Source organism: Bacillus pretiosus, assembly GCF_051294775.1.
GTDB lineage: Bacteria > Bacillota > Bacilli > Bacillales > Bacillaceae_G > Bacillus_A > Bacillus_A wiedmannii.
In genome coordinates, this window is sequence record NZ_JBPPHF010000001.1 from 693,437 (window position 1) to 715,819 (window position 22,383).

The following is a 22,383-nucleotide window of genomic DNA, read 5'->3' on the forward strand; positions in this document are numbered from 1 at the left end:
TCGGATTTAGAGGAGTCCATTTCTTTTTAAGATCCGAATGGGTTTATTGTAGAAGTAGCGTATACACCAAATGTAGAAATGTAAGGGGAATAAAAATGAAAACAATTACAGCATGGCAAAACAATATACAGATAGTAAAAGATGCAGTTAACATTGAAGAAATTTCTAAAGGTTTCTCACCTGATAAGAAATATATCATTACGAAAGCGAATAATGAAAAATATTTATTACGGACAGGCGATATAAAAGAGTATGAAAGAAAGAAAATAGAGTTTCAAATTTTAAATGAAATGCAAAAACGTAGTGTGCAAGCTCAAAAACCAATTGAAATGGGTTTATTGGCAGAGGAAGACTTATGCTATGGTATTTTTTCATATTTAGAAGGGGAAGATGCGAAGAAACTATTGCCTACATATACACCAAAAGAACAATATGATATTGGTATAGAAGCAGGAAAAGATTTAGCAAAAATGCATACATATGAAGCTCCTAAGGATATCCTTCCATGGTATGAAAGAGCAATGGAAAAACATCGAAAATATGTAGAGGCATATAAAACATGTGGAATAAAAATAAAAAATGATGATAAAATCATAAAGTTTATAGACGAAAATGGAATATATTTAAAGAACCGCCCAAATCGATTTCAACACGATGATTTTCATTTAGAAAATATAATTGTACGTGATGCGAAATATGTAGGTGTTGTTGATTTTAATGGTTATGATTGGGGTGACCCACTTCATGATTTCGTAAAAATTGCACTATTTGCAAGAGACATTAGTATTCCGTATTCAATCGGACAAATAGAAGGCTACTTCAATGGGGGAATACCAGAGGAGTTCTGGAACTTATATGCGTTGTACGTTGGCATGACAGTTTTCTCATCAGTTGTGTGGTCCTTACGAGCAGCACCACATATGTTAGAGGATACGTTAGAGCGTCTTACTATCGTTTTAGAAGATCATAAAGACTTTGAGTCATTAAAGCCAATTTGGTTTCAACCAGAGAAGATTAAGATGAAATAGAAAAGGTAGGTGTGATTCACATCTACCTTTATTTTTTACCATTCTTCGTTTTGAAGCAGTTGTAATGCTAATTTTAAATCAACATCTTCTTGTATATGTTCCGGAGTCCACGGGATATGTATATGCGGCTGTATACCAATTCCGGATATTCCTTCGCCTTTATCTATAATAGAGAGCCGTGAAGTAGGGTAGTAAAGTGCGAATGTATCAGCCCATTCCATTACCGCTAAATTAGAATAATCATTTAAACCAGCAGTAGGACGACCTATTACTTTTACTTTCAATGATTTTTTTGCAACTTCTACAAAAGAATCACCAGAACTTCCACATGTAACATCTGTTAATATAACTACTCTATTAGGTGATTTTCTCCCGTGTATTTTTAATGATTGAAGTTCTTTTGGTAACTCAGAAGTATCAAATGTAACGAATCCTTTTTTATAATTCTTTTTTAAATCTTGAATAAATATATCAGTGAATAATTTGGAAAGTTCGTCTAAAGAATCGTAATCTTCCATTTTGATGTCTTTCATACGTAAATGAAAGTTTCGTTCTGTATGATTTAATTGCATTGTATCTGAAGAATCTAAAAGGGAGATCTCTTTGTCTTCGAATAAGTAAGGAAGTAATTTAAAAAATGCATCATCACTTCCACCACGATTCAAACGCACATCAATAATTAAGTTCGGAAAAGAATTAAGCTCATTTTTGTGTGAGTCTAATAATTTATTAATCGCTTCAGTATTTGCGAAATCAGTCAAAGTAATTAAGAGTGTGTCTTTATTATGCTGTTTAAATGAATAAATAGGCGTGTATTCATTTTGTTTATACTTTTGTAAAGTAATGGTTTTGATTACGCCATCTTCATTTATAAGTGTACCAGTTGATGATTGTAATAAAACATAATCCCATTTTTCACGTTCATATGTATTCGCATTTAAATATTTCCTATATTTTATTATTAACTCAGGGATTTTCATATTATCTAATGCTAGAATAGACTGCCCTTTTTTCACTCTTATTTCTTGTGAAGTGGATGTAATATATAGGCGGTCTTCGTATCTTTTCACTTGGAAGCCAGCACTGTTAAGTGGTTGATTGTTAGAGTTCATTTTGAAAAACATATGATTATCTTTAAAGTCTAGTAAGTAATCACGTACAATTTCAGTAAATTGTATTGGTGTTAGTGCTCCTTGTTTCTCTAGTTTCTCGACTGTCTCGACTGTCTGTAAATATGTAGTAGGATCGTCCCATCCTTTCTTATCTATACAACCTGAATAATCGTGATGAGTGATCGAAACAATTTCTTTGAAAATTTCTGTATACACAGCTTTTCCTCCTGATAATTTAATTAGTTGAATAATAGAATTCTGTATCCTTTACGTAGTATCCTTTTTTTGCATAGAGAAAAGGGGAATAGAGGGAAGTGTTATCTTCCCTCTATTAAAATATTTATTTAATTTTCTTAAATACAAGCGGCTGCGTACTTAACATAGCTGGTACATGTAACTGAAGGGATGGGAATTCACCACTTACATTCATTTCATAAGCAAATAATAAACTCATTTTCATTTGGAATAAATCAACTTTTGCAGAGAAGATGTCGTAATGATGATGAGCTAATTGAATATCCATCTCCATAAATTGTACATATAACGAATCATCTCGTTTGTATACTTGTAATGTTCCATATGCAGGATGCTCGAAAGTACCGGTATAATCCTCTAACTTGTGAGAAGGTGTAGTCCCTTTAATTTGTTCAGGAATGGATTCAGTTGCTTCTTTCATCATTTCCTTCATTTTTTCAGTATCTTCTACAGCACGTTTATGCCAATCAATGGATTCTAATTCAAGTAGTTCGTCATAAATTTGATTAGCGAGATAAGTAGGTAGTAATGTGCCTCCAGCATTCGTTAAAATAACAAGGCCTATGTTTTCTGTTGGTATGAATGAAACAAGTGCTGAAAACCCATCAATATTACCGCCATGATGAATTACCTTATTACCACGGTAAGCGCTAATAAACCAACCAAGACCGTAACTATTTAATGGAGATTCCGGAAGTGATAAAACTGGTTGATCTGGAATGGAATTATGTGGTGTATACATTTGTTGTAATAATTCAGAGGAGATTAATTCATGATCTCCAAATTTCCCTTCGTTTAAGTGAAGAAGGACCCAATTTGCCATATCTTCAATTGTAGAATTAATACACCCAGCTGCGCCGACTGTATCGATGTTATGGAATGGAACTTCTTTTAGTTTACCGTCATTTTCAACGTAAGGTAATGCATAATCATCTGTATTTTGTGAGTTTGTAACAGAGAAGTTTGTTTGATCCATATTTAAAGGCTCTAAAATATGTTCTGCAACATATTGTTCCCATGTTTGATTCGTAATGTTTTCTACAATATAACTAATTGTCGCATACATTAAGTTGTTATAAAGAAATGCTGTACGAAACGGAGCATCAAGTGGTAAATATTTTATTTTTTCAACGAGATCTTTTCGAGATAAGGAAGAGCTATACCAAAGAGCCTCATGACGGCTTACACCAGTTCGATGAGAAGCTAAATCTCGTCCGGTAACTTGTGAGCTAGCAAGTAGTTCAGATAAAGAGAAGTTAGGTATATAAGTCTGGACAGGTGTATCCCAATTAAACTTATTTTGTTGTGCTAACAAGCTTAATGAAAGTGTACCAAAAGCTTTCGTTGAGGAACCGATTGCGAACCGAGTATTCGGTGTAACAGCCTCTTTTGTCTCTATATTACGATAGCCAAATCCTTCTGAAATAATGACTTCACCATCTTTTATAACAGCTATAGCAGTGCCAGGAACATTTAAATCCTTCATCATTTTTTCAACCGTTGTTTGTAAAGAAGTCATAACAGGAGTTTCAATTTTAGACATACTTCTAACCTCCAAATATAAATTTTATCCTACCGCACTATACTTTCGGTAATAGAAAATGAAAACCTTTATAAATTTGGAAAGTTAATAATTTTGTAAGAATGAATAAAGTTATTATTTATTTAGAATTTTAATTTTATTATAATTAATTTAAATTAAGATACAGAAAAGATGGTGAAGAAGTGTGCTAACAATAAAGAGAGTGCTTTGCGACAATAAAAAAAATCCGATAGGTATAGATTCAAAAGTTGTTAAAATGAGTTGGCTGCTTGAGTCGAGTAACCGAAATGTAAAACAACTTGCTTATCAATTGCAGGTTGCGAAAGATAGAGATTTTGAAATTATAATGTTTGATTCGCGAAAAGTAGAAACAGATCAAAGTTTACATATACCAGTCAATTCATTTTCATACAGAGCGGAAACGCGTTATTTTTATCGGGTAAAGGTATGGGATAATTACGGAGAAGAATCATCGTGGTCAGAAGTAGCATTTTGGGAGACTGGATTACAAGGGCAAGATAACTGGAGCGGGAACTGGATTGCCGCGAAAAAAGAACGAGCGCAAGTTATGTCCTTTAATAAAAATTTTACTATTAAAAAAGTAGTTAAAAAAGCGCGTTTATATATCACAAGTTTAGAATTATACGAGGCTTCTATAAATGGAGAGCGCATTGGAGATTGTTATTTTACCCCTGGATGGACAAGTTATGATAAGAGAGTACTGTATCAAACGTATGATATAACGCATTTATTAAAGGGTGAGCACAATACTATTTCGGTTCTGCTAGGTAATGGATGGTATAAGGGACCACTTACCATGCATCATGTACGTAATTATTACGGTAGAAGACGTGTGATAATTGCTCAAGTACATATAACGTATGAAGATGGAACGAAAGAAAAAATTGTAACAGACGAAACATGGAAGGTAACTCCAAGCCCAATTTTGTATTCAGAAATTTATGAAGGGGAGGTTTACGACGCTAGGATAGAAGAAAGTAGGCAAGGGCTAGAAGATGTTGAAGTAATTGAGCATTCCAAACAAATAATTGTTGCGCAAGAAAACGAAGCAATTCGTAAAATGAAAATTATTAAACCGATTTCTATTTCAAAACTATCGAATCACGAATGGCTCATTGATATGGGGCAAAATATGGTAGGTTGGGTTCAATTTACAGTCCGTCATGTTTATATTGGCCAAAAGATAGAATTGCATCATGCTGAAATATTGAATAAAGACGGTAGTTTTTACACCGGAAATCTCCGAAAGGCAAAACAAAAAATAGTGTATATAGCAAAAGGAGAAGAAGAGGAAAGGTTTGAACCTCATTTTACATATCAAGGCTTTAGGTATGTGAAAATAAGTGGATTAACCCAGCCGCCTCAAATAGCAGATTTTGAAGGGGTTGTATTACATACGGATATGGAAAAAGCGACTGAATTTAAAACGTCTAATCCATTAATCAATCAACTTCATCATAATGTGGAATGGTCTCAAAGAGGGAACTTTTTTGATGTGCCAACAGATTGTCCGCAGCGAGATGATCGACTTGGATGGACCGGGGATGCACAAATGTTCATTGGGATAGCTACGCAAATTATGAATGTACAATTATTCTTTAAAAAGTGGCTCCAAGATTTATCATTAGATCAAAATGTTAATGGAGCTGTGCCTTTAGTTATTCCAGATGCTTTTGGGAAAAGAGCGGATTTTGATTTACATACTTCTGGTGGTTGGGGCGATGCAGCAATTATATGCCCGTGGGTTCATTATTTACATTACGGAGATGTATCGATTTTAAAAGAACAATATGACAGTATGAAGAAGTATATAGATTACATACGTTCACAAGGTGAGAACGAGTATTTATGGGATACAGGCTATCATTTAGGGGATTGGCTCGCATTAGATACGAAACCAGATGTATATGAAGGCGGAACAGACAAGCATTTTATTGCGACAGCTTATTATGCCTATTCTACATCGCTTTTACGAAGGATTGCTGAGATTTTAGGTGAAAATACAGATGCTAAATTATATGCAGAGTTACATGGGAATATTGTTCAAGCATTTCAAAATGAATTCGTTACACCAAATGGTAGGTTAATTTCAAATACACAAACAGCCCACATATTAGTACTTCTTTTTGAACTAGTGAAAGATGATGTGAATGAGAAAGTATTTAATCGCTTAATTGAGCTATTAAAAGAAAATAAAAATCATTTAACAACAGGTTTTATAGGAACACCGTATTTGAATTTAATATTAAGCAAGTTTAACCGGCATGACCTTGCTTGTAAGCTTCTATTTTATGAAGATTATCCATCATGGTTATACCAAGTGAAAAAAGGTGCCACAACGATTTGGGAACATTGGGATGGCGTGAAAGAGGATGGAACACTTTGGAATGATAGCATGAATTCTTATAATCATTACGCATATGGCTCTATTGTTGAATGGATATACCGATATATTATTGGATTAGAAATGGATGAGACAAAACCTGCATATAAACATTTTTATGTACAACCACATTTTGATTCGAATATAGAATGGGTTAAAGTAAAACGTGAGACAGCTTATGGAGAAATTAAGATTGAGTGGCGGGTAGAAAAGGAACAAGCCTTTTTATATATTTCTGTACCACCTAATACAAGCGCTACATTACGGATAGACGAAACAAATTGGAAAGCTGAACATGACGTTGGAAGGCATTTAGGATCAGGTGATTATAAATTTACATTTTGTAAAAATATATTGAAGTAGAATTCTGTTTATATAGAAATATATTTTTATTCATTAGGATTATTTAATTCACTGTTTTTCATGTTATGATAAATTTCATATAAGATTGAAAGAAGGTTTTACTACATATGAAACATGCTGAATATGAATACTTAAATTTATGCCGCCATGTAATGGAGCATGGTACGAAGAAAGAAGATCGTACAGGGACAGGCACTGTATCTGTATTTGGATATCAAATGCGTTTTGATCTAAGTAAAGGTTTTCCTTTATTAACGACAAAGAGAGTGCCGTTTCGCCTTGTAGCAAGTGAACTGCTTTGGTTTATGAAAGGTGATACAAATATTCGTTATTTATTGCAGCATAATAATAATATTTGGAATGAATGGGCATTTAAGAGCTGGGTAGAAAGCGATGAGTATACTGGTCCTGATATGACTGATTTCGGTCTTCGCTCACAACAAGATGAGGAATTTAAAGTGCAGTACGATGAGCAAATGGAATTGTTTAAAAAGAACGTTTTAGAAGATGATGATTTCTCGAATAAATATGGTTATTTAGGAGATGTATACGGAAAGCAGTGGCGTGCCTGGAAAACGACAGCTGGTGAGACGCTTGATCAATTAAAAGATGTAATTGAAATGATTAAAAAAACGCCAGACTCCCGTCGCCTAATTGTTTCTGCCTGGAATCCTGAAGATGTACCAAGTATGGCATTACCACCTTGTCATACGCTATTCCAGTTTTATGTAGCGGATGGCAAACTTTCTTGTCAGTTATATCAAAGAAGTGGTGACATATTCCTTGGAATTCCATTTAACATTGCAAGTTACTCACTACTAACACATTTAATTGCACATGAATGCGGACTTGAAGTGGGAGAATTTGTTCATACAATTGGAGATGCACACATTTATACGAATCATTTTGAGCAAGTGGAAAAGCAATTGGCACGTGAACCACGTCCGTTCCCAAAACTTACATTAAATCCAGATGTGAAATCTGTGTTTGATTTTGAAATGGAAGATTTAACGATTGAAGGATATGATCCACACCCAGCAATTAAAGCACCGGTTGCAGTGTAATTGTAGAGGAGATGAAAAGATGATAGTTTCATTTATGGTCGCAATGGACGAGAATAGAGTAATTGGTAAAGATAATAATTTACCTTGGCGTTTACCGAGTGAATTACAATATGTAAAGAAAACAACGATGGGTCATTCGCTTATTATGGGAAGAAAAAACTATGAAGCGATTGGTAGACCACTGCCTGGAAGACGTAATATCATTGTAACTCGTAATGAAGGGTATCATGTTGAAGGTTGTGAAGTAGCACATTCTGTAGAAGAAGTGTTTGAGCTATGCAAAAATGAAGAAGAGATCTTTATTTTTGGCGGAGCGCAAATTTATGATCTCTTTTTACCATACGTAGACAAGTTATATATAACAAAAATTCATCATGCATTTGAAGGAGATACATTCTTCCCAGAAATCGATATGGCAAATTGGAAAGAAATTTTTGTTGAAAAAGGGTTAACGGATGAAAAAAATCCGTATACGTACTATTATCATGTATATGAAAAGCAACAATAATAATAGAGGTTGATGTGAATATTCGCATCAATCTTTTTATTTGTATCCATCAATATAGGTTTATAGATGAGATTCGATAGTGCTATAATGAATGGTAGCATGTAAAAATGCTAATATTTTCTAAAGTATTGATGTAGAAAGAGGAGGAGAATCGATTGAGAAAGATATGGGGGATTCTTTTTCTTTGCTTAACATTCATGTTAGTTGGATGTGGTAAAGAAGAAAAACCACAAGAAGCGTTTGATACATATGCAAAAGCATGGAATAAACAAAAATTTGCAGAAATGTATGATCAATTATCAGAAAAGGCAAAAAAAGATATTTCAAAGAAAGATTTCACTGAGAAATATGAAAAAATTTATGCTGGCATTGAAGTGAAAGATTTAAAAGTAGCAACAGGGGAAGTAAAAGAAGATAAAAAAGATGAAGGTCCTGTTCCTTTTAAAGTAAGTATGGATACAGTTGGCGGTAAAATCACTTTTGGTCATGAAGCAAAAATGGTGAAAGAAAAAGATGGAGATAAAGAATCTTGGAAAATAGATTGGACTCCTGATTTTATCTTCCCAGGGATGACAAAAGATAGTAAAGTGCGCATGCAAACGACAGAGCCAAAACGTGGAGAAATATATGACCGCAATGGTAAATATCTTGCGGTAAATGGTAAAGCTTCTGAAATCGGATTGATTCCTGAACAGTTAGGGGATGCTGCTCCGCAAACGAAAGAAACGGTAGCGAAGTTGCTAAATATGTCTGTAGAAGAAATTGATCAAAAACTAGCAGCTAAATGGGTAAAACCAAATTACCTTGTACCAATGGGAATATTGCCTGAAGGAGCAACACAAAATACGTACATAGATTTACCGGGTGTTGCAACAAAACCAGTCAATATTCGTTCATATCCATTAGGAGAAGAAGCAGCACATCTTACTGGCTATATTGGAAAAGTGAATGCTGAAGATTTAAAAACGCTACAAAAAAAAGGCTATCAAGCAGATGATCCAGTAGGTAAAGCTGGTTTAGAGCAAGTACTGGAAGAAAAGCTACGCGGTAAAAAAGGCGGCCGTGTCTTCATAGAAGATGCACAAGGAAAAGAAATTAAAAATTTAGCAAAAACAGATGCTGTTGATGGAGAAAATGTAACTTTAACGATTGACAGTGCAGTTCAAAGCGAAATTTATAATGAAATGAAAAATGAGGTAGGGTCAAGTGCAGCAATTAATCCAAAGACTGGAGAAACACTTGCACTAGTGAGCACACCAGCTTATAACCCAAATACCCTTACAAGAGGGGCGTCAAAAGCGCAACGTGATGCGGTATATAATGATCCGAAAAAACCGATGACGAATCGATTTACACAATTATCAGTTCCAGGATCTGTATTTAAGCCGATTACAGCTGCAATCGGTCTTGAAACGAAAACAATTGATCCAAAAGAAGAGTTAAAAATTGAAGGATTAAAATGGACGAAAGATTCTTCTTGGGGTAATTATTATGTAACACGTGTAAAAGATGCAAATCCAATTGATTTTGATAAGGCAATGAAATACTCGGATAATATTTATTTCGCACAAGAGGCTTTGAAAATCGGAAAAGATAAATTTATGAGTGAAGCGAAAAAGTTCGGATTCGATGAGAAATTACCAATTGAATATGGATTCCCAGCTTCTAAAATTGCAAATGGTGGTATTAAAAATGATATTCAAATGGCAGACACAGGTTATGGACAAGGGCAAGTATTAATGACGCCACTCCATCTAGCGTTAACGTACGCACCAATTGTTAATGATGGAAACATACCTTCTCCATATATTATTAAAACAGATAAGCAACCGAAAGTTTGGAAAGAGAATGTCATTTCAAAAGGAAATCAGGATATATTAAAAACTGCTATGACGAAAGTAATTAATGATCCAGATGGTACTGGGAAAATTGCTAAAATTGATGGAATGACTCTTGCTGGAAAAACAGGTACAGCGGAATTAAAAGTATCAAAAGAGGCCGAAGGAAAAGAACTAGGCTGGTTCGCTGCATTTGATTTAAATTCACCAGATATGGTCATTACAATGATGATTGAAGATGTAAAAGGTAGAGGCGGAAGTAATATTCCAGCTGAAAAAGTGAAACATGTGTTTCAAAAATAGAAAATGATGAAGACTATCTCCATGGAATGTGGAGGTAGTTTTTTGTTTCACCAAAAACATATTGAAAAGATAGTGTTTATTAACTTACGAAAAAAAAGTAGCTATTTTTTATTGACATTGAACATAACTTTTTGTATCATACTTACATAAGGTAAGTTATTTACTTTCGAATTATAAATCTCAAATTAAAGATAAGATGTGTAAAAGGGAGAGAATACAATGACAAAAGTACTATTTATTACAGCAAATCCAAATTCAGCAGAAGGTTCTTTCGGAATGGCAGTAGGAGAAGCTTTCATCGAAGCTTATAAAAACGAACATCCACAAGACGAAGTTGTAACAATTGATTTATTCAACACTACAGTACCAGCAATCGATGCGGATGTATTTGCTGCTTGGGGTAAATTTGCAGCAGGTGAAGGCTTTGAAACTTTAACTGAAGTTCAACAACAAAAAGTTGCAGCAATGAACACAAACTTAGAAACATTTATGCATGCGGATCGTTATGTATTCGTAACTCCAATGTGGAACTTTAGCTATCCACCAGTAGTAAAAGCATACTTAGATAACTTAGCAATCGCAGGTAAAACATTCAAGTATACTGAAAATGGCCCAGTTGGCTTATTAGAAGGCAAAAAAGCACTTCACATTCAAGCAACAGGTGGCGTTTATTCTGAAGGAGCATACGCAGCTGTAGACTTCGGCCGCAATCACTTAAAAACAGTATTAGGATTCATTGGTGTAAATGAAACTGAATACATTGCAGTTGAAGGTATGAATGCAAACCCTGAAAAAGCACCAGAAATTAAAGAAGCAGCAATTGCTAATGCTCGTGAATTAGCAAAACGTTTCTAATATAGAATACTTAAAAATGTCCAAGCACTTGCTGTTTGGACATTTTTTCTTCTTTTTCCTTCGTTTGTCTAGTATAATGAAGGTCGGAATGATAATAGGTGGGGGTTCTGTATGATTCAAACGTTTTTTAAAATCTTTTATTTAATTTTAATCGTAATTGCGATTACACCGAGAATGTGGCGTCTGAAAAGACAAGTAAATACGATGTCGCCACAAGAAAAAGATAATGTTGTGTATAAAACGACAAATTGGTTTGGTAAGAAAATGGTACGTGTAGCTGGTGGGACAGTTGAAGTAAAGGGACTGGAAAATGTTCCAAAAGATAAGCCGGTACTAGTTGTAAGTAATCATCAGAGTAATATGGATATTCCTGTTTTACTAGGTTACTTAAATAAACCAATTGGATTTGTTTCAAAAGCAGAGATTAAGAAGTTTCCAGTTGTACCAACTTGGATGGAACTTATGAATTGTGTATTTATGGTTCGTAATGATCGTCGTCAATCTCTTCAAGCGATTAAAGATGGAATTGGGCTGTTAAAGAACGGGCATTCAATCGTAATCTTCCCAGAAGGGACGAGAAGTAAGGGTGGCGAAATTGGAGAGTTTAAGGCTGGGAGTTTTCACCTTGCAGTAAAATCTGGTGTAGCAATCTTACCTGTAACATTAGATGGGACATATAAAATGTTTGAAGCGAATGGAAACCGTATGAAACCAGCTCATGCAACAGTAACAATTTCTAAGCCGATTACAGCTGAAGAGTATGCGAATATGGATATTAAAGAATTAACGAAGCATACACAGGATGTTATCGCATCACAATTACATAAGTAATAAAAAAAGGTTTCAGCTTAATATAAGCTGAAACCTTTTTTTATGCTGTAGGTAAGACATAAAAGAGTACGCAGAAGAACATCATCGCACTACCACCTAAAACGAAAAGATGCCAAATGGCATGATTGAAAGGTAACTTTTCCCAAAGGAAGAATATAGCCCCTACAGAATATAAAATTCCGCCTGCTAAAAGTAGTGAAAAACCATGTCCAGTTAGATTTTCATAAAGTGGTTTAATAGCAACGATTATGAGCCATCCCATTATGATATAACATAATGTTGATGCCTTAATAAAGCGACGTACAAAGAAAATTTTGAAGATGATACCTCCGAGTGCTAGTGTCCATATAATAGCGAGTAACGTCCAGCCTAATGGTCCGCGAAGCGTAATAAGTAAAAAAGGAGTATATGTGCCAGCGATTAATAAATAAATGGCTGAGTGATCTAGTATAGTAAATAATTTTTCTACTTTTGGATGATGAATGCTATGTAACAAGGTCGAAAACAAGTACAGTAAAAACATGCTTACACCATAAACCGTAAATGCAACTACAGCAGATGCGGTACCATGCTTAGAGGCATGAATAATTAATATAATTAAGGCAGGGATGCTTAAAATGGCACCGATACCATGTGTAATTGCATTTGCAATTTCTTCTTTCACAAAATGTGTCATTCGTGTCATTTTTTCAGTCATAATGCAAATCCTTTCTACTATCATAAAATAATATGTCACTTCCCTTACCATATCATACACAAGGGCAATAGAAAATGAAATTTGTATAATTGATTATATTTTTGAATTTTTTTGACAAAAGGCAATGGATTTGTTGACGTTTTCAAACTTTTTTGACAAAATGAAATTATGCAATAGTAGGACAAGGAATCTACTAATAAAGGGGATGGAGAAATGTTTTCAAATATTGGCTTTCCAGGATTAATTTTAATTTTAGTAGCTGTACTCATTTTGTTTGGGCCGAAAAAATTGCCGGAAATCGGAAAGGCTTTAGGGGAAACGTTAAAAGAATTCAAAAAATCAACGAAAGAATTGACGGATGATGCATTTCAAGAGAAGGAAAAGAAAGAAAAAATGTAATGAATTTTCCTCGAAATGGATAAATAAAGTGTGGTGAACGAGATGGAAGATCGGGAAATGAGCGTAGTAGAACATATTGTTGAGCTTCGCAAACGAGTAATATATACAGTACTATCCTTTGTCCTATTTTTAATTATCGGATTTACTTTTACGAAGGATATTTATTTTTGGCTAGTAAAAGATTTACCAATGAAATTAACTGTTCTCGGTCCAAGTGATGTATTATGGATTTTTTTCTCGATTGCTACAGTATTTGCTATCGTTTGTACAATTCCTTTTGCTGCTATACAAATTTGGTTATTTGTAAAACCGGGTTTACATCCAAATGAACAAAAAATGACAGTAATGTATATACCGGTATTGTCTATATTATTTATTGCAGGTTTATGTTTTGGATATTTCGTTGTAATGCCGTTTTTATTTCATTTTTTAACTACGATAGGTAATGAAATGTTTAATACGATGTTTACGACAGAAAAGTATTTTCATTTTGTTCTTAATTTAACAGTTCCATTTGCTGTAATTTTTGAATTACCTGTAGTTGTCATGTTTTTAACGAGTATTGGACTGTTAACGGCGGAATTGCTAATAAAAATAAGAAGGTATGCTTACGTAGCATTGATTATCATTGCATCGTGTATATCACCGCCGGATTTTTTATCACATAGTTTAGTAGCGGTACCGCTTATTTGTATTTATGAAATTAGTATCGCTTTATCAAAGATTGTCAGTAAGCGGAAAAAGAAAAGAGAAGAAGAAATACAGTCGAAAAGTGCCTCGTTATAAAGGCACTTTTTTTATTTATTTGTTATACTTTAGACATAAACGTATACAATATATAGAAGAAAAAAATTATAGAATCTCCAAAATTTAGACAAACTTTGCGCTTTGCTAAGTTTATACTAAAATTATTAAGCAATATACGGATAGCGGGATTCCTGTCTGATCGGATATTTAGGATGGAGGATGAATAGAGTATAAATCTTCTAACCAAAAGGACTACAGGGATTGACTAAGGATACTTTTGTATTCATAGAAGTCTCCACTTTAAACAACGTGTTACAGCGTAAAGTAGAGGAAGTTCAAAAATCCAATGAAAAAGAGGATTGATATTGTGATTACGAAAAGTTTTTATTTCACTCATTCAACAGGGGATTGTATTAAAATATTCGAAATCCCTGTCCTACAGGCACAGCATCCATTATCGTTTCTAATTCAGTCTCGTCTTCAATTATTTATTGCAAAAATTCAAAAACAAAAGCACCCAAGATTTTCGTATTCTTTCCGTGAATATTTGCAAAATTGTTTGAAGTGGAATGATTATTTAAATGTATATAAAACAAATACCCTTGAAAAAAATGCATGATACAAAGTATGGACAGGGTTAGTAAACTCTGTCTTTTTCATTTTAGGTATAAAAATATAATTAATTTGGTGAAATTTGTTCGAAATTGTTGAAAGCACAGGGAATGCTAGTATAATAACAAGGAGAGCGTATTGGAAAGGGAAGAATATAATATGCAAAAAATTAAAATTGTAACAGATTCAACTGCAGATTTAACGCAGGATGTAATCGAAAAGTATGGCATTCATGTGCTACCATTATCAATCTCTGTAAATGGACAAACATATTTAGATCGCGTTGATTTACAACCTGATGAATTTATTGAAGAAATGATCAAATCAGAGGAATTACCAAAAACATCACAACCGGCAATGGGTACATTTGTAGAAATGTATGACAAGTTAGGTGAAGATGGAAGTGAAGTACTTTCCATTCATATGACAAGTGGAATGAGTGGTACTGTGGCAACTGCCAATAGTGCTGCATCAATGACCGACACAAAAGTAACAGTTGTTGATTCTCAATTTATTACACATGCTTTAGCATATCAAGTAATAGAAGCTGCAAAAATGGCAAATGAAGGACGCTCACTAGAAGAAATTTTAAAACGTGTAGATGAAGTGAGAAAGAATACTCGTTTATATGTAGTAGTAGATACATTAGAAAATTTAGTGAAGGGTGGGCGTATCGGTAAAGGAAAAGCGTTTATCGGTTCGCTACTCAATATAAAGCCAATTGCTAGCCTTGAAGATGGTGTTTATAACCCTGTAACGAAAGTGCGTAGCCAAGGTCAAATTGTAAAAACGTTAGCTAAGTTATTTGAGGAAGATACAGCTGGAAAAGTTGTAAAAGCTGTTGCAATTCCGCATGCGAAAGCAATTCCTTTAGCTGAAAATGTAAAAGCGGCTGTTGAAAAAGTGAGTGGATTTGCTCAATCAGAAATTTTCTTTACAACGCCTATTATTAGTACTCATACAGGTCCGGGTGCAATCGGATTTATGTATTTAGCAGAGTAATAAAAAAGCTACTTGAAATGAATTTTCAAGTAGCTTTTTTATGTGAATAGAAAGTAAGAAATAAGAAGGGTTATACAGGCACTCCCGCTAATGATATAGCGAGTCTGTAAATATTTATTCATAGAAAACACCCACTGATTAAAGTTTTACTTTATGATTTTCTATAGTATATGTTGGATATAGAAAATAAGTAGTTACGTTATACGTGTAATGTTTCAATTTTTTCATTTACTTGCTTATCGTTTGTTGCGCTATTATAAGTAAAAGTTTGGCCTAAAAAGAGTACATGCAGTTGTTCCCACGGTAACATACGTAAATTCCAATTATTTCGGAGCCTTGTTACTGCCTCGCGAGGTGTTTCATCGGCAAGGGCAAAAGCTCCGTAATGCATCGGTATAAAGTGTGTAGCGTTTAAATCTAAATAAGCTTGCACTGCCTCTTCAGGTGAAACATGAGATACTTTCATAAACCACTCTGGTTCATAAGCGCCAATTGGCATAAGGGCAATATCAATTGAAAAGCGTCTGCCAATTTCTTTGAAACCTTGGAAATAGCCACTGTCACCACAAAAATAAACGGTTTCTTTCGTTGGTTCATTATTAATAATCCATCCCCCCCAGTGAGATGTATTCATATCAAATAAGGATCTTCTCGTCCAGTGCTGGGCCGGTACGAAGTGAAAGGAAACATCATTAATGATCGTATTTTCCCACCAATTATACTCTTCTACACGAGTAAATTTTTTGCGAGTAAATAGTTTTTTCAGTCCAATAGGTACAAGGTATAAAACATCATCATTTAGCTGGCGAAGCGTTGAAAAATCTAAATGGTCATAATGACCGTGTGAAATGAGGACAATATCAATTTTAGGTAGTTCTTGTATAGAAAGACCAGGTTCAGTAAGTCTTGGAACTAATTTTAATTTAGTAGCCCATACTGGATCTGTTAATATATTCAGCCCATTCGTTTGGATAAGGAATGTGGAATGACCAATCCAAGTTACAGACGTCTTTTCAAAGTTGTTTTGTAGAAATTTACTTTGCTTAACAGGTGATTGTTCTACTAAAAAAGAAAAATCCTTTTTATTTTGTTTTCGTTCTTTTCGCCAACGTATAAAGGAACGAATTGATTTTTTTGTACTCACATTATCCATGTTTTCATAACGTTTTGTCATGAACATCACCTCATTTAAAATCGTTGTAATTGTATTGTACCGAAATGTTGTTAAGGAATACAGTGTATAACATGGATGAATGTTTAAGGAATTGTTAAAAAATAGGGGGATGCGTTTACAAAAGTAACAATAAAATTAGTTTTGTAACTTCTATTTAGAGAAATAATAGTAAAAAAATAAATTTTGTCTAGTAATTGGCTTAAAATAAAGAAGTAACATACGTAAATTCGTACGATTTCGTGAACAAATGTAGTAAACAATTTTCTCGTAGTGTTAACTTTTGTTATGATAAACATAACCTATTTAAATTTAGGATAGAGAAAAGAGGTTTATAAATGAAGCGTTATCAAAAAATAATTGGTCTTATGGTTGTATTTTGTCTCTTTGTACTTGCTGGATGTAGTGGATCGGGTTCAAAGCTTCGTAAACCATTGAATTGGGATTTAGAAACTTTCCAATTTACAAATCAAGATGGAAAGTCATTTGGTACAAAAGATTTAAAAGGGAAAGTTTGGGTTGCTGATTTTATGTTCACAAATTGCCAAACAGTTTGTCCGCCAATGACTGCCAATATGGCAAAACTGCAAAAGATGGCCAAAGAAGAGAAATTAGACGTTCAGTTTGTTTCGTTTAGTGTAGATCCAGACCTTGATAAGCCGGAGAATTTGAAGGTTTTCATTCAAAAGTTTACAGAGGATACTAGTAACTGGAATTTATTAACGGGTTATTCATTAGAAGATATTACAAAGTTTTCAAAAGATAATTTCCAATCACTTGTAGATAAACCTGAGGATGGTCAAGTTATACATGGTACATCATTTTATTTAATTGATCAAAACGGAAAAGTAATGAAAAAGTATAGTGGTATTAGTAATACGCCGTACGAAGACATTATACGTGATATGAAGAGATTAGTGGATTAAAAAGAAGGGTGCACAGCACCCTTCTTTTTTTACATTAGTCTATGGATAAAATGTCATGTTGTTGTGGAAGTTTTGGTGCCCGAATTTCTAACACGCCGTTTTGATACGAAGCTTTCGCTGCTTTTTTATTAATTGAGTACGGTAATTTAATCAATCTTGATGCTTCTGAAATGGAACGTTCTCGGCGATAATAGTTATGAGATGTTTCTTCCTCGACCTCTTCAAGTATCTCTTCTTTTACAGAGACTTTTAAGTATTCACTTTGTATTTCAATTTGAATTTGTTCTTTTTGTATACCTGGTAGTTCAGCTGTAACAACGAGTTCTTCACCAACTTCATATAAATCTACGGGGAATGTTAATAAACGATTTCCTTTTTGGAAAAAATGATTTAAATCAGCGATTACATTGCGAAGTGGTGTTTGCTCGAAGAAATCATCAATTTGCTTTAAATAATTGCGAACCGGTGGGCGAGAAGAGTCTTTTTTTTCTTCACTCATGGTATTCCCTCCTAGAAATCAATTTGCAATATCATATGACAAAAGCGGAGAAAGGTGATTGCCTAGTTTTCATGTTTTCATAAAAAATTGTTAAAAATGTGAAATGGAGTGATTTTTTTATAGTTTTTGGTCGCCATATTCAATTGATTATGCTAGTATAAATAGGGTTGATATAGTAGTATATAGACAGAATGAAAACTGAAAGAGGGTAAGAAGTATGTGTGGTTTTGTAGGATGTTTATGTGAAAACCCTAGAGAGTTTTCAGAAACAGAAAAACATCAATTTGAAAATATGAACACGATGATTTTCCACCGTGGTCCAGATGACGAAGGATATTTTCGTGATGAACATGTACAATTTGGCTTCCGCCGTTTAAGCATCATTGACTTAGAGGCAGGACATCAGCCGCTAACTTATGAAAATGATCGATATGTAATTATTTTTAATGGTGAAATTTACAACTATGTAGAATTACGTGAAATGTTACTTGAAAAAGGTGCAACGTTTGCAACACAATCTGATACAGAAGTTATCATTGCATTGTATGCACATATGAAAGAAAAATGTGTAGACTATCTTCGTGGTATGTTTGCATTTATGATTTGGGATCGTGAAGAGAAGAAACTTTTCGGTGCACGTGACCACTTCGGTATTAAACCTTTATACGTCGCACAACAAGGTGATACTACATTCTTCGCATCTGAGAAGAAAAGTATTATGCATGTGATGGAAGATAAAGGCGTTAATCCAACGTCACTACAACATTACTTTACGTACCAATATGGTCCAGAGCCAGAAACATTAACAATTGATGTTAATAAAATCGAGCCTGGTCATTATTTCGTAAAAGAAATCGGTAAAGAGATGGAAATCCATCGCTACTGGAAACCTTATTTCAATGCTTCAAGCGCAACGAAAGAGGAGCATATCCAAGCAATTCGTGATGTGTTGTATGATTCAGTAAAAGTGCATATGCGCAGTGATGTACCAGTAGGTTCATTCTTATCTGGTGGTATCGATTCATCTATTATCGCTTCTATCGCAAGAGAAATGAATCCAAATCTTTTAACATTCTCAATTGGTTTTGAACAACGTGGTTTCAGTGAAGTTGATGTTGCAAAAGAAACTGCTGAGAAATTAGGCGTTAAAAACCATAACGTATTCATTTCAGCGAAAGAGTTTATGGATGAGTTCCCAAAAATCATTTGGCATATGGATGATCCTTTAGCAGATCCAGCAGCTGTACCATTGTACTTCGTTGCAAAAGAAGCACGTAAGCATGTAACAGTTGTTCTTTCAGGTGAAGGTGCAGACGAGCTATTTGGTGGTTATAACATTTATCGTGAGCCAAACTCACTAAAAATGTTCTCTTACATTCCTAGCCCAGGTAAGAGCGTTCTAAAAGCATTAAGTGGTGCTCTTAAAGAAGGATTTAAAGGAAAGAGCTTCCTAGAGCGTGGATGTACGCCAATTGAAGAGCGTTACTATGGAAACGCGAAAATCTTCCGTGAAGAAGAGAAAGTTGAATTAATGAAGTATTACAATGAAAGTGTTAACTATATGGATATCACGAAACCATTGTATAACGAGATTAAAGATTATGATGATGTAAGCAAAATGCAGTACATTGACATGTTCACATGGTTACGCGGTGACATTTTATTAAAAGCTGATAAAATGACAATGGCAAACTCATTAGAACTTCGTGTACCGTTCTTAGATAAAGAAGTATTTGATGTTGCATCTAAAATTCCAACTGAATTTAAGATTGCTAACGGAACTACGAAAGCTATTTTACGTGAAGCGGCACGCGGAATCGTTCCAGATCACGTATTAGATCGTAAAAAACTTGGATTCCCAGTACCAATTCGTCACTGGTTAAAAGACGAAATGCATGATTGGGCTATCAATATTATAAACGAGAGTAAAACAGAGCATTTAATCGACAAACAGTATGTATTAAACTTACTGGAAGCACATTGTGCAGATAAAGGCGATTATAGCCGTAAAATTTGGACTGTACTTGCGTTTATGGTATGGCATCAAATTTATGTTGAGCATAAATACGATACGAATAAGTTCCACGAAGAAACGAAACGTGCGTATAGCTTAGTTTAATTAGAAAAACCTTAAGATCGCATATGGTCTTAAGGTTTTTTTCATAAATAGGACGTATTATTGATACAATAATAGTAAAAGGATGGACAACATATGATTACGTTTGAAAAAGTAACTGTAGATAATGAAAGCGTTGTTAAAGAAATGTTTCGCTCACATAGTTTAACTGAGAATCAAGTACAGTATTGTGTGAAAGTTGATGATACATATATTGGTGTAATAGACTATAGTGTACAAGAGGAGAGTGCAATTTTATCGCAGTTAATTATTCACTTTGATTATCAAAGTTACGGTTATGGGACAAATACGTATTTTACATTTGAAACGATGATGAAAGAAAGAAACGTGAAAGAGATAAAGGTATTACAAACGGAATTAACAGAACAAGCAAAAACTTTCATAGAGAGCTTTTGTTTTAATGAAGAAGATGGAATATATGTGAAGAAAATATAACGATGAGTAGTTGTGCGAGATAAATATAAGGCAGGTGGATATATGACGATGACTTCTGGTCTTGTATTAATTGGAGGGTGTTTTATAGTAGCAGAGCTAATCCATATGTTCATTCGAAAAAGAATGAATAAGAAAAGAAAGCCGTATGAATTACAATATGCCCCTGTGTTTTTCCTTTTATTTTGTATGCTTATTACATTACAAAACATAACGAACTTTCCACCGCTTTTAAATATTTTTTTAAAGTTCGGTTTGCTGTATAGTAGCACTGGAATAGCCCTTTTATTTCTTTTATTTTGCATACGTTATATTCACTATCAATCGTATATATTTATTTTAAATTGGTTAAAGCACAATGATAGAAACCGCCTTACATAAGGCGGTTTTTTTATTTGTAATTGTAATGGTTTTGAAAGTTATACGTATGCTGATTTATTTAATAGTAGTTCCATATATCAAAAAACAATGAGGTGCAATTTGACATGGAATATAAATAAGTGGATAACAAGATACAGATATTTTTGTATATAAAGCTCAAAATTTCATTAAAATTTATAAAAATAATTAGATGATTTAACATATTATCTATTATTAGTATGTGGTACTATATATTCTTAATCTGTAACGTAAGTAGGTGTATAAATTTGAAATGTTAATCAACTAGTTTATCTTAAGTGCTGACAAATAGCAGGATTAAATTTTGGGGAGGTTTCGTTTTTTTTTATGTTTAATTTGGATATTTTATTTCTTGAATGGATGACCAGTGTGGAGGGAAGTGTGCTTACAATACTTTTTAAACTTATATCTAGTATTGCAAATGAAACGTTGTATTTAGTCATTATTTCGATTTTATATTGGTGCGTTTCTAAAAGAAAAGCATTTCATATGATTGTTATGCTTTGTTTCTCTGGGTATATAGGGATAGTGGTAAAAGAATTCATGAAAATCCCGCGACCGTATACATACGAAGGAATTCAGGCTTTATATGAAAAATCAGCTGCAGGTTATTCATTTCCAAGTACACACGTCCAGTTAGCGACAACATTTTGGGGCTCTTTTATGATGTTATGTAAAAAGAGAATCATTTGGATCATTGGAATTATTTTTATAATATTGGTTGCTACTTCTCGTCTATATTTACGTGTACATTGGCTCAGTGATATAATAGGTGCCGTTTTAATTAGTGTCATAGTTGTTTATTTATATACGAAAGTAATAGGGGAATTAAGTGATAGGAAATTTATATTGTTACAACGAATTGTATTGGCAGTTTCACTCATTATGTATTTTATGACTGACCAAATAGATAATTTAAAATTACTTGGAGTTTTGACAGGTTCTACGATTGGTATCATGTTAGAGAATCACTTTATTAAAATGAATGAAAATAATAATTTTAAAATACAAGTAGTAAAAACAGTTTTAGGCCTTAGTTTCATGTTAATGATACAGCTCATACTAAAAAAAGTAATACCTGATATGTATTATGTACGTTATGCATTGACTGGAATTACAATTACTTTCTTATGTCCGTTTATGTTTCACATGTTACGGTTAAAAAGTGAATAGCAAATAAGTACAAAAATATTTTGAATAAAAATGAGGTCGAAATTATATATATTGAAAAAGTTTTCTGATATATCTATTGACAATG

Annotated in this window: 21 protein-coding genes; 16 read left to right on the top strand and 5 right to left on the bottom strand. The window is 33.7% G+C overall.

The window, feature by feature from the left end:
- Positions 1-95 precede the first annotated feature (95 nt).
- On the top strand, positions 96-1,028 hold the full coding sequence (locus tag ACSG5Z_RS03530; protein WP_199695262.1) for an aminoglycoside phosphotransferase family protein: 933 nt from the start codon (positions 96-98) through the stop codon (positions 1,026-1,028).
- A 35-nt stretch (positions 1,029-1,063) separates the two neighbouring features.
- On the opposite strand, the gene ACSG5Z_RS03535 is transcribed toward ACSG5Z_RS03530, so the two are convergent.
- Together ACSG5Z_RS03535 and ACSG5Z_RS03540 are read right to left on the bottom strand one after the other, a co-directional pair.
- Entirely contained in the window at positions 1,064-2,356 is a 1,293-nt protein-coding gene (locus tag ACSG5Z_RS03535) for a S41 family peptidase (RefSeq protein ID WP_435710687.1), read from the bottom strand.
- Positions 2,357-2,480: 124 nt separating this feature from the next.
- Positions 2,481-3,938 (bottom strand): serine hydrolase, encoded by a 1,458-nt coding sequence (locus ACSG5Z_RS03540; protein WP_435710688.1) that lies wholly within the window; start codon positions 3,936-3,938, stop codon positions 2,481-2,483.
- Positions 3,939-4,122: 184 nt separating this feature from the next.
- On the opposite strand from ACSG5Z_RS03540, the gene ACSG5Z_RS03545 reads away from it, so the two are divergent.
- From ACSG5Z_RS03545 to ACSG5Z_RS03570, 6 genes are all read left to right on the top strand, one after another.
- Positions 4,123-6,705: a family 78 glycoside hydrolase catalytic domain gene (locus ACSG5Z_RS03545; protein ID WP_435710689.1), complete on the top strand. Its 2,583-nt coding sequence runs from the start codon at positions 4,123-4,125 to the stop codon at positions 6,703-6,705.
- 107 nt (positions 6,706-6,812) lie between these two features.
- On the top strand, positions 6,813-7,769 hold the full coding sequence (locus ACSG5Z_RS03550) for a thymidylate synthase (protein ID WP_002085878.1): 957 nt from the start codon (positions 6,813-6,815) through the stop codon (positions 7,767-7,769).
- Between the two features lie 19 nt (positions 7,770-7,788).
- Complete coding sequence (locus ACSG5Z_RS03555; RefSeq protein ID WP_061679531.1) at positions 7,789-8,277, top strand: dihydrofolate reductase; 489 nt, start codon at positions 7,789-7,791, stop codon at positions 8,275-8,277.
- 155 nt (positions 8,278-8,432) lie between these two features.
- The gene (pbpC, locus tag ACSG5Z_RS03560) at positions 8,433-10,418 is read left to right on the top strand and encodes a penicillin-binding protein 3 (protein WP_435710690.1); all 1,986 of its coding nucleotides are present in this window, start codon (positions 8,433-8,435) and stop codon (positions 10,416-10,418) included.
- Between the two features lie 219 nt (positions 10,419-10,637).
- A complete protein-coding gene (locus ACSG5Z_RS03565; RefSeq protein WP_048541201.1) occupies positions 10,638-11,273 on the top strand; it encodes an FMN-dependent NADH-azoreductase in 636 nt (211 codons plus the stop codon).
- 111 nt (positions 11,274-11,384) lie between these two features.
- Complete coding sequence (locus ACSG5Z_RS03570; RefSeq protein WP_087982533.1) at positions 11,385-12,104, top strand: lysophospholipid acyltransferase family protein; 720 nt, start codon at positions 11,385-11,387, stop codon at positions 12,102-12,104.
- Positions 12,105-12,144: 40 nt separating this feature from the next.
- Here the strand turns inward: ACSG5Z_RS03570 and trhA are convergent, their stop codons facing one another.
- Positions 12,145-12,801 carry a PAQR family membrane homeostasis protein TrhA gene (trhA, locus tag ACSG5Z_RS03575; RefSeq protein WP_000136880.1) on the bottom strand — a complete coding sequence of 219 codons (657 nt, stop codon included), beginning with the start codon at positions 12,799-12,801 and terminating at the stop codon, positions 12,145-12,147.
- 213 nt (positions 12,802-13,014) lie between these two features.
- Here trhA and ACSG5Z_RS03580 point away from each other — a divergent pair, with 213 nt between their 5' ends.
- From ACSG5Z_RS03580 to ACSG5Z_RS03595, 4 genes are all read left to right on the top strand, one after another.
- Entirely contained in the window at positions 13,015-13,200 is a 186-nt protein-coding gene (locus ACSG5Z_RS03580) for a twin-arginine translocase TatA/TatE family subunit (protein ID WP_000492443.1), read from the top strand.
- Between the two features lie 42 nt (positions 13,201-13,242).
- Positions 13,243-13,986, top strand: a complete 744-nt coding sequence (gene tatC / locus ACSG5Z_RS03585) for a twin-arginine translocase subunit TatC (protein WP_000390128.1) — start codon at positions 13,243-13,245, stop codon at positions 13,984-13,986.
- Positions 13,987-14,314: 328 nt separating this feature from the next.
- Complete coding sequence (locus ACSG5Z_RS03590) at positions 14,315-14,566, top strand: DUF2535 family protein (protein ID WP_000629012.1); 252 nt, start codon at positions 14,315-14,317, stop codon at positions 14,564-14,566.
- A gap of 152 nt (positions 14,567-14,718) precedes the next feature.
- The gene (locus ACSG5Z_RS03595) at positions 14,719-15,561 is read left to right on the top strand and encodes a DegV family protein (RefSeq protein ID WP_033657798.1); all 843 of its coding nucleotides are present in this window, start codon (positions 14,719-14,721) and stop codon (positions 15,559-15,561) included.
- Between the two features lie 199 nt (positions 15,562-15,760).
- On the opposite strand, the gene ACSG5Z_RS03600 is transcribed toward ACSG5Z_RS03595, so the two are convergent.
- Positions 15,761-16,735, bottom strand: a complete 975-nt coding sequence (locus ACSG5Z_RS03600) for an MBL fold metallo-hydrolase (RefSeq protein ID WP_088609134.1) — start codon at positions 16,733-16,735, stop codon at positions 15,761-15,763.
- Positions 16,736-17,070: 335 nt separating this feature from the next.
- Between ACSG5Z_RS03600 and ACSG5Z_RS03605 the strand changes: the two genes are divergently transcribed.
- Positions 17,071-17,658, top strand: a complete 588-nt coding sequence (locus tag ACSG5Z_RS03605; RefSeq protein ID WP_240586714.1) for an SCO family protein — start codon at positions 17,071-17,073, stop codon at positions 17,656-17,658.
- A gap of 34 nt (positions 17,659-17,692) precedes the next feature.
- On the opposite strand, the gene ACSG5Z_RS03610 is transcribed toward ACSG5Z_RS03605, so the two are convergent.
- A complete protein-coding gene (locus tag ACSG5Z_RS03610) occupies positions 17,693-18,157 on the bottom strand; it encodes an Hsp20/alpha crystallin family protein (RefSeq protein WP_001288088.1) in 465 nt (154 codons plus the stop codon).
- A gap of 217 nt (positions 18,158-18,374) precedes the next feature.
- Between ACSG5Z_RS03610 and asnB the strand changes: the two genes are divergently transcribed.
- From asnB to ACSG5Z_RS03630, 4 genes are all read left to right on the top strand, one after another.
- A complete protein-coding gene (gene asnB, locus ACSG5Z_RS03615; RefSeq protein ID WP_000333826.1) occupies positions 18,375-20,276 on the top strand; it encodes an asparagine synthase (glutamine-hydrolyzing) in 1,902 nt (633 codons plus the stop codon).
- A 93-nt stretch (positions 20,277-20,369) separates the two neighbouring features.
- Positions 20,370-20,729 (top strand): GNAT family N-acetyltransferase, encoded by a 360-nt coding sequence (locus ACSG5Z_RS03620; RefSeq protein WP_435710691.1) that lies wholly within the window; start codon positions 20,370-20,372, stop codon positions 20,727-20,729.
- A 48-nt stretch (positions 20,730-20,777) separates the two neighbouring features.
- Positions 20,778-21,107, top strand: a complete 330-nt coding sequence (locus tag ACSG5Z_RS03625; RefSeq protein WP_046955685.1) for a hypothetical protein — start codon at positions 20,778-20,780, stop codon at positions 21,105-21,107.
- 345 nt (positions 21,108-21,452) lie between these two features.
- Positions 21,453-22,298: a phosphatase PAP2 family protein gene (locus ACSG5Z_RS03630; RefSeq protein WP_098147233.1), complete on the top strand. Its 846-nt coding sequence runs from the start codon at positions 21,453-21,455 to the stop codon at positions 22,296-22,298.
- Positions 22,299-22,383: the final 85 nt, after the last annotated feature.

Excerpts from the sequence above, each read along its gene's own strand:
- ACSG5Z_RS03610 (WP_001288088.1), bottom strand. The coding sequence starts at position 18,157 with ATGAGTGAAGAAAAAAAAGACTCTTCTCGCCCACCGGTTCGCAATTAT.
- ACSG5Z_RS03580 (WP_000492443.1), top strand. The coding sequence starts at position 13,015 with ATGTTTTCAAATATTGGCTTTCCAGGATTAATTTTAATTTTAGTAGCT.
- ACSG5Z_RS03540 (WP_435710688.1), bottom strand. The coding sequence starts at position 3,938 with ATGTCTAAAATTGAAACTCCTGTTATGACTTCTTTACAAACAACGGTT.
- ACSG5Z_RS03555 (WP_061679531.1), top strand. The coding sequence starts at position 7,789 with ATGATAGTTTCATTTATGGTCGCAATGGACGAGAATAGAGTAATTGGT.
- ACSG5Z_RS03620 (WP_435710691.1), top strand. The coding sequence starts at position 20,370 with ATGATTACGTTTGAAAAAGTAACTGTAGATAATGAAAGCGTTGTTAAA.
- ACSG5Z_RS03595 (WP_033657798.1), top strand. The coding sequence starts at position 14,719 with ATGCAAAAAATTAAAATTGTAACAGATTCAACTGCAGATTTAACGCAG.
- ACSG5Z_RS03625 (WP_046955685.1), top strand. The coding sequence starts at position 20,778 with ATGACTTCTGGTCTTGTATTAATTGGAGGGTGTTTTATAGTAGCAGAG.
- ACSG5Z_RS03600 (WP_088609134.1), bottom strand. The coding sequence starts at position 16,735 with ATGACAAAACGTTATGAAAACATGGATAATGTGAGTACAAAAAAATCA.
- ACSG5Z_RS03530 (WP_199695262.1), top strand. The coding sequence starts at position 96 with ATGAAAACAATTACAGCATGGCAAAACAATATACAGATAGTAAAAGAT.
- asnB (WP_000333826.1), top strand. The coding sequence starts at position 18,375 with ATGTGTGGTTTTGTAGGATGTTTATGTGAAAACCCTAGAGAGTTTTCA.
- ACSG5Z_RS03605 (WP_240586714.1), top strand. The coding sequence starts at position 17,071 with ATGAAGCGTTATCAAAAAATAATTGGTCTTATGGTTGTATTTTGTCTC.
- ACSG5Z_RS03565 (WP_048541201.1), top strand. The coding sequence starts at position 10,638 with ATGACAAAAGTACTATTTATTACAGCAAATCCAAATTCAGCAGAAGGT.
- ACSG5Z_RS03550 (WP_002085878.1), top strand. The coding sequence starts at position 6,813 with ATGAAACATGCTGAATATGAATACTTAAATTTATGCCGCCATGTAATG.
- ACSG5Z_RS03630 (WP_098147233.1), top strand. The coding sequence starts at position 21,453 with ATGTTTAATTTGGATATTTTATTTCTTGAATGGATGACCAGTGTGGAG.
- ACSG5Z_RS03570 (WP_087982533.1), top strand. The coding sequence starts at position 11,385 with ATGATTCAAACGTTTTTTAAAATCTTTTATTTAATTTTAATCGTAATT.
- tatC (WP_000390128.1), top strand. The coding sequence starts at position 13,243 with ATGGAAGATCGGGAAATGAGCGTAGTAGAACATATTGTTGAGCTTCGC.
- trhA (WP_000136880.1), bottom strand. The coding sequence starts at position 12,801 with ATGACTGAAAAAATGACACGAATGACACATTTTGTGAAAGAAGAAATT.